The sequence below is a fragment of the Amycolatopsis sp. A133 genome (genome assembly GCF_031082405.1).
In the GTDB taxonomy this organism is placed as follows: domain Bacteria; phylum Actinomycetota; class Actinomycetes; order Mycobacteriales; family Pseudonocardiaceae; genus Amycolatopsis.
Map to the genome: position 1 here is coordinate 95,025 of NZ_JAVHJU010000049.1, position 7,073 is coordinate 102,097.

Genomic DNA, 7,073 nt, shown 5'->3' on the forward strand with positions numbered 1-7,073 from the left:
GCGCCGCCCGCGGGAAGCCGGGGCGGATACAGCCCGCACGCGGAAAGGGAGAGCCATGAAGGCAGTGACCTGGCACGGCAAACGCGACGTCCGCGTCGACGAGGTGCCGGACCCGAAGATCGAAGAGGGGACCGACGCGGTCATCCGCGTCACCTCGACCGGGATCTGCGGCTCCGACCTGCACCTGTACGAGGTGCTGGGCGCGTTCATGACCGAGGGCGACATCCTCGGCCACGAGCCGATGGGGATCGTCGAGGAAGTCGGTCCGGCGGTGCAGAACCTCAAGCCCGGCGACCGCGTGGTCGTCCCGTTCAACATCTCCTGCGGCCACTGCTGGATGTGCGAGCGCGGCCTGCAGTCGCAGTGCGAAACGACGCAGGTCAAGGAGCACGGCAAGGGCGCATCGCTGCTCGGCTACACCAAGCTGTACGGCCAGGTCCCCGGCGGCCAGGCCGAATACCTGCGCGTGCCGCAGGCGCACTACGGCCCGATCAAGGTCCCGGACGGCCCGCCGGACGAGCGGTTCGTCTACCTCTCCGACGTCGTCCCGACTGCCTGGCAGGCCGTCGAGTACGCGGACGTCCCGAAGGACGGCACCGTCGTGGTCTTCGGCCTCGGGCCGATCGGGCAGATGTGCTGCCGCATCGCGCGGCACCGCGGCGCCGGCCAGGTGATCGGTGTCGACCTGGTGCCCGAGCGCCTCGCCCGGGCCCGCGAGCACGGCGCCACCGCGCTCGACACCCGGGACCACAAGGAGATCGGCGACGCCATCCGGCAGCTGACGAACGGCCGCGGCGCGGACTCGGTGATCGACGCCGTCGGCATGGAGGCGCACGGCGCCCCGGTCGGCAAGCTGGCGCACACCCTCGTCGGGCTGCTGCCGCAGCCGCTCGGCGAGAAGATCACCGAGAAGGCCGGGATCGACCGGCTCAGCGTGCTCTACGCCGCCATCGACAGCGTCCGCCGCGGCGGCACGATCTCGCTGTCGGGCGTCTACGGCGGGATGGTCGACCCGATGCCGATGATGGAACTGTTCGACAAGCAGATCCAGCTGCGGATGGGCCAGGCCAACGTCCGGCACTGGCTCGACGCCATCATGCCGGTGCTGACCGGCGATGGCGACCCGCTCGGCGTCGAAGGCTTCGCCACGCACAAGCTGCCGCTGGCCGAGGCGCCCCGCGCGTACGAGATCTTCCAGAAGAAGCTCGACGGCGCCCAGAAGATCCTGCTGCAGCCGTAACCTTCGGGAGGAAATCGCTTTTGTGAGCCGTCACCTCGCTGCCGTACGAAATCACCGAGGAAGGCCACGTCCGGATCACGATGTCCGACGGACCGTCCTGTCCGCCCGCATCCGGCGGCCGGTCTCGTCGGACACCGATCCGGTGCCGGCGATCCTCGAATGCATCCCGTACCGCAAGCGGGACCTCACCGCGCCCCGCGACTCGATCCACCACCCCTACCTCGCCGGGCACGGGTACGCCTGCGTGCGATCGTGATCTCGTCGTTCACCGACGACCGCTTCGCCGACGACATGCACTACATGGGCGGCTGCCTGCTGCCGGACAACGTCGCCGAGTCCGGCACGATGTTCGCCTACGCCACGCTGCCGCCCGCCCGGCCGTCGTGGGGCAGCGGTGGCGGGACATGTGGCGGGAGCGGCTGGAGAACTGCAGCCTACGGGCTGCTCAACCTGACCCACCGCGACGGCCACGACGAGCCGTCGCCGATGGAACCCGGGGAACGCTGCGCGGTCGAGCTCGAGCTGAACGCCGTCGCGCAGGCTTTCCCGGCCGGGCACCGGGTCCGGCTCTCGCTGTCGACGTCGCACTGGCCGCCGACGCCGGGGCTGCTGTCCGTCCACACCGGACACAGTGTCGTGGAGCTGCCGGTCCGCCCGGTCGGCGAACCGGACGAGCTGCCGGCCCGGCCGTTCGGCGAACCCGCTGGACATCGTGAAGAACGCGGGGACGGTCCGGTACGACGACCTCGACCTGGAGGTCACCCGGGACTTCCGCGAGCGCTACAGCTGGGTGGCCGACGACTTCTGCTCCCCGGTGGCACGCGGGTGTCCTGCACCGGCACCGAGTTCGTCATCGACGCGCAGCTCGACGGCTACGACGGGGCGCGGCGGATCGTCTCCCGGAACTGGCACCGGCGGATTCCGCGTGACCTGGTCTGAGTTTCGCCAGGACGACACCGGGTAAGCCTTTCGGGTGCGCATCGTGATCACCGGGGCGACCGGGAACGTCGGAACGGCACTGCTGGCCGCGCTCGAACCCGGCCACGACGTGGTCGGGCTGGCGCGGCGGCTGCCCGACACGACGGCCGAACCGTACCGCCGGGCGGGCTGGCGCGCCGTCGACGTCGGCCTCCCCGGCGCGGAGGAGGAGCTGGCCGGGGTGTTCGCGGGCGCGGACGCCGTCGTGCACCTGGCGTGGGCGATCTCGCCGGTGCGCGGCGACCCGCCGATGTGGCGCACCAACGACCACGGCACCCGGCACGTGCTCGCCGCGGTTGCGGCCGCCGAAGTGCCGCACGTGGTCGTCGCCTCGTCGGTGGCCGCCTACGGGCCGGCGCCGCGGTGGGAGAAGGTAGCCGAGGACTGGCCGTCCGACGGCATCGCGGGCAGTGCGTACAGCCGCGGCAAGGCCGCGCTGGAGACCCTGCTCGACCGGTTCGAGGAAAAGTACCCGCAGGTCCGGGTGGCCCGGATCCGGCCGTGCGCGATCCTGCACCGGCGCGCCGCCGGGGAGTTCGCGCGCTGGCTGCTCGGCCCGGCGGTGCCCGCCCACCTCGTCGGCGGGAAGCGGCTGCCGGTTCCGCTGTGGACGGATCTGCGCGCGCAGGTGGTGCACACCTCCGACGTCGCCGACGCGATCCGCCTGATTCTCGAGGCCGGCTTCACCGGCCCGGTCAACCTCGCCGCCCCGGAAGTGCTCGACGCGGACGCGCTGGCCGGTGTCCTCGGCGGAACCCGGCTCCCGGTGCCGAAGCCGGTGGTGCAGGTCGCGGCCCGGGCGGCCTGGCTCGGCGGCATCCTGCCGGCGCACCCCGGCTGGCTCGAACTGGCCGACCGCGCGGCGCTCGCGGACACCACGCTGGCGGAGACCGCGCTGGGCTGGCAACCTCGTTATGGCGCCGCGGCCGCGCTCGCCGACTTGGTCGCCGGGCTCCGGGCCGGCGCGGGGGCGGCGAGCCCGCCCCTGGCCCCGCCGCGCCGCGACGGGGTACTGGCCCGGCTCCGCTCGCTCACCCGGGTCGGACCGAGCCACCAGTCGCAAGCCTGACCAGCCGGGAGGCCGGAGTGAGTACGGAAGCCTTCGACGCGGTGGTGATCGGCGCCGGCCACAACGGCCTGGTCGCGGCGAACCTCCTGGCCGACGCGGGCTGGTCGGTGCTGGTCCTGGAGGCCACCGAGCACGCGGGGGGTGCGATCCGGACCGCCGAGGTGACCGAGCCGGGCTTCCGCAACGACCTCTTCAGCGCGTTCTACCCGATGAGCGCGGTGTCGCCGGTGATCCGGGGCCTGCGGCTGGAGGAGCACGGCCTGCGCTGGCGGCACGCCCCCGACGTCCTGGCGCACGTGCTGCCGGACGACCGGTGCGCGGTGCTGTCCCGGGACGTCGACCGCACGGCGGCGTCGGCCGACGAGTTCGCCCCGGGCGACGGCGACGCGTGGCGGCAGCTGTTCGAGCAGTGGCGGGAGATCCGCGAGCCGTTGCTCGGCGCGTTGTTCACGCCGTTCCCGCCGGTCCGTCCGGCGGTGAAGCTGCTGCGCCGCACGGGGACCGGCGACGCGCTGCGCCTGGCGCGCATGCTGACGCTGCCGGCGCGCCGGTTCGGCGACGAGCTGTTCGCCGGCGAGGGCGCGAAGCTGCTCGTGGCGGGGAACGCCGCCCACGCCGACCTTTCCGTGGACAACGCGGCCAGCGCGGTCTTCGGCTGGCTGCTGGCGATGATCGGCCAGGACGAGGGTTTCCCGGTGCCCGAAGGCGGCGCGGGCGAGCTGGCCGCGGCGCTGGTCCGCCGGCTGGAGTCCCGCGGCGGCGTCGTCCACTGTGGACGACCGGTTCGCGAGATCCTCATCGGTGGCGGGCGCGCGCTGGGCGTCCGGGACGCCGCCGGCGACCCGGTCCGCGCGCGCAAGGCCGTGCTCGCCGACGTCCCGGCGCCGATCCTGTACCGCGAACTGGTGGGGGAGGAGCGGCTGCCGCCGCGGCTGGTCGAGGACCTCGGCCGGTTCGAGTGGGACAGCGCGACGGTCAAGGTGGACTGGGCCCTGTCCGGCCCGATCCCGTGGACGGCCGAAGCCGCGCGCGGCGCGGGCACGATCCACCTGGGGGCGGACCTGGACGGCCTCTCGGCGTTCGGCGGCGAGCTCGCCCGGGGGCGCGTTCCGCGCCGTCCGTTCGTGCTGCTGGGTCAGATGACGACGAGCGATCCCACCCGCTCCCCGGCGGGCACGGAGTCGGCGTGGGCGTACACGCACGTCCCTCGCGGCACGACGGAGAACCGGGCCGCGCTGGAGCGGCGGGGGAAGCGCATCGAGGAGACGGTCGAGGCGCACGCGCCCGGGTTCACGGGCCTGATCAAGGCCCGCTACCTGCAGGGACCGACGGAGCTGCAGGGCCACAACCCGGGCCTGGTGGGCGGCGCGGTCAACGGCGGCACGACGGCGATCCACCAGCAGTTGTTCTTCCGCCCGGTCCCGAGCACGGGCCGCGCGGACACCCCGGTGGACCGGCTGTACCTGGCGGGATCATCGGCCCACCCGGGCGGCGCGGTCCACGGCGGCCCGGGAGCGAACGCGGCCCGCGCGGCGCTGGCCCGCGCGGGCACGTTCGGCGGCGGCTACGCGGCGGTGATCCGGGCGGCGCACCGCGCGATCTACGGCTGAGCCCGCACGCCGCCCGGCTTCCCCTCGCCCCGCAAGCGTCGCGAATGACTCATTCGGGACCTCCGAGGTCGCGAATGAGTCATTCGCGACCTTCGGGGAGCCCGCGCCGGGAGAGTAGGCCGGCGCGCGGGTCTACGGGTTCGGGTGGCCGTGCTGGGCGCGGGCGTGCTTGCCGGTCGCCAGGTCGGCCAGCCGGGCCAGAGACTCCGTGTTGCGCGGCTTGGCGATGAGCGCCTGCACCGCCTCGGGGAGCACCTTGCCGGGGCCGCGGATGATGTGCTCGGTCATCCGGACCAGCGTCTGCCCGTCGCCGTGGGGGACCAGGGTCAGGCCGACCGCGGCGGCGCCCAACGGCCAGCCGCGGGCCTCCAGGGACAGCGACAGGCCCGGCTCGACCGCGCGGACCACCGTCACGTCCTGGATGTGCACGGGCCACGGGCCCACGCTGTGGTGGATCCGCGAGCCCACGGCGGGCCAGTCCTCGTCGACGCCGCGGATGTGCGAGCTGCCGACCACCCAGCCCGCGTAGAGCCAGCCGTCGGCCAGCACGTCGAACACGGCCTGGGGCGGTACGTCGATCACGCGGCTGACTTCCGGCACGGCTTCCTCCTGCTTCCGGTGACGAAACAGGCATACCCACTCCCGGACGGGGTATGCCCGCCGGGAGCGAGCAGGAGGTGGCGATGGTGGCCAGAAGACAAAAAGCACCCGAAGGACCGGGAGAGCTGTCGAAGCAGTCGTGGGGCGCGGTGCTCAAACGGACGTTCAAGCAGTTCAACCGGGACAACCTGACCGACTGGGCCGCGGCCCTCACCTACTACGCCGTGCTGTCGCTGTTCCCGGGCATCATCGTGCTGACCGCGATCCTCGGGCTGCTCGGCCCGGACAAGATCCAGACCGTGATCGACAACATCAACCAGGTGGTGCCGGGTCAGGGCAAGGACATCCTCGTCGGCGCGATCAAGGAACTGACGGGCTCGCGCAGCCTGGCCGGCCCGCTGGCGATCATCGGCCTGCTCGGCGCGCTGTGGACGGCGTCGGGCTACATCGGCGCGTTCATGCGGGCGTCGAACTCGATCTACGGGATGCCGGAGGGCCGCCCGATCTACAAGGTCATCCCACTGCGGGTGGCGCTGACGATCGGCATCGTCGTGCTGCTGGCGCTGTGCGCGCTGGGCGTGGTCGCGACGGGCTCGGTCGCGCGCCGGCTCGGCGACCTGATCGGGCTCGGCTCGACCGGGGTGCTGGTGTGGGAAATCGCGAAGTGGCCGGTGATCGCGGTGCTGGTCAGCGTGGCGTTCGCGCTGCTGTACTGGGTGGGGCCGAACGTCCGGCAGCCGGGCTTCAAGTGGCTGACGCCGGGTGGGCTGCTGGCCGTGGTGCTGTGGGTGCTGGCATCGGGCGGATTCGCGTTGTACGTCGCGAATTTCGGTTCGTACAACAAGACCTACGGTTCGCTGGCCGGGGTGATCGTGTTCCTTGTATGGTTGTGGATCTCCAACCTCGCGATCCTGCTAGGGGCGGAGCTGGACGCGGAGCTGGCCCGCGGCCGCACGATCGAGGCGGGCCACGCGGACGACCAGGAGGAGCCGTTCCTGCCGCCGCGGGACACGAAGGCGATGGACGACGACGAGGCCGCGGCGGTGGCGGAGTCGGAACGGAAGTGAGCGGATGGCCTGCCGGATCACCGAACTGGTGCTGGACTGCCACGACCCCGACCGGCTGGCGGAGTTCTGGTGCGCGGTCCTCGGCTACGAGGTGATCGGCCACGAGCCCGACGGCTTGGCCTTGGGTCCGGCGGGCGCTCGCTCCGGCGAGGGCCCGCCGACGCTGATACTGGCCCAGACGGACCACCCCCGCGGCGGCAAGCTCCCCCTGCACATCGACGTGAGCCCGGCGGGCGCCGACCAGGAGACGGAACTGGCCAGGCTGAAGGCCCTGGGCGCCCGCCCGGCGGACGTGGGCCAGACGGGCGAGGAGTCGTGGGTGGTGCTGCAGGACCCGGAGGGCAACGAGTTCTGCCTGCTGCGCGAGGACGTTGGCCCGGCCTGAGCAGGGTCGGCGAGATGCGCCCCAATGTGGCGTTGGTTGCGTTGGATGCACCGAACGCCACTTGGGTTCTTGGGGTGGTTGCAACATCGTGTGGTTGGAGGGTGTTGTGGCTGGTCGGGTGGGT

The 7,073-nt window shown here is 72.7% G+C and carries 6 protein-coding genes and 1 pseudogene; 6 read left to right on the plus strand and 1 reads right to left on the minus strand.

Annotation, left to right across the window (positions count from 1 at the left end):
- Positions 1–55 precede the first annotated feature (55 nt).
- From Q5425_RS29920 to Q5425_RS29935, 4 genes and pseudogenes are all read left to right on the plus strand, one after another.
- Positions 56–1,240 (plus strand): zinc-dependent alcohol dehydrogenase, encoded by a 1,185-nt coding sequence (locus Q5425_RS29920; RefSeq protein ID WP_308675681.1) that lies wholly within the window; start codon positions 56–58, stop codon positions 1,238–1,240.
- Positions 1,241–1,320: 80 nt separating this feature from the next.
- A pseudogene (locus Q5425_RS29925) lies at positions 1,321–2,179 on the plus strand (CocE/NonD family hydrolase C-terminal non-catalytic domain-containing protein).
- 34 nt (positions 2,180–2,213) lie between these two features.
- The gene (locus tag Q5425_RS29930; RefSeq protein WP_308675682.1) at positions 2,214–3,287 is read left to right on the plus strand and encodes an NAD-dependent epimerase/dehydratase family protein; all 1,074 of its coding nucleotides are present in this window, start codon (positions 2,214–2,216) and stop codon (positions 3,285–3,287) included.
- Positions 3,288–3,304: 17 nt separating this feature from the next.
- A complete protein-coding gene (locus Q5425_RS29935) occupies positions 3,305–4,897 on the plus strand; it encodes an NAD(P)/FAD-dependent oxidoreductase (protein WP_308675683.1) in 1,593 nt (530 codons plus the stop codon).
- Between the two features lie 132 nt (positions 4,898–5,029).
- On the opposite strand, the gene Q5425_RS29940 is transcribed toward Q5425_RS29935, so the two are convergent.
- The gene (locus tag Q5425_RS29940) at positions 5,030–5,497 is read right to left on the minus strand and encodes an SRPBCC family protein (protein WP_308675684.1); all 468 of its coding nucleotides are present in this window, start codon (positions 5,495–5,497) and stop codon (positions 5,030–5,032) included.
- 53 nt (positions 5,498–5,550) lie between these two features.
- On the opposite strand from Q5425_RS29940, the gene Q5425_RS29945 reads away from it, so the two are divergent.
- Complete coding sequence (locus Q5425_RS29945; protein WP_308675685.1) at positions 5,551–6,564, plus strand: YihY/virulence factor BrkB family protein; 1,014 nt, start codon at positions 5,551–5,553, stop codon at positions 6,562–6,564.
- Positions 6,565–6,568: 4 nt separating this feature from the next.
- Positions 6,569–6,949: a VOC family protein gene (locus Q5425_RS29950; protein ID WP_308675686.1), complete on the plus strand. Its 381-nt coding sequence runs from the start codon at positions 6,569–6,571 to the stop codon at positions 6,947–6,949.
- Positions 6,950–7,073 lie beyond the last annotated feature (124 nt).

Bases quoted from the DNA above. Each gene is read 5' to 3' on its own strand.
- Q5425_RS29920 (WP_308675681.1), top strand. From the start codon at position 56: ATGAAGGCAGTGACCTGGCACGGCAAACGCGACGTCCGCGTCGACGAG.
- Q5425_RS29945 (WP_308675685.1), top strand. From the start codon at position 5,551: ATGCCCGCCGGGAGCGAGCAGGAGGTGGCGATGGTGGCCAGAAGACAA.
- Q5425_RS29950 (WP_308675686.1), top strand. From the start codon at position 6,569: ATGGCCTGCCGGATCACCGAACTGGTGCTGGACTGCCACGACCCCGAC.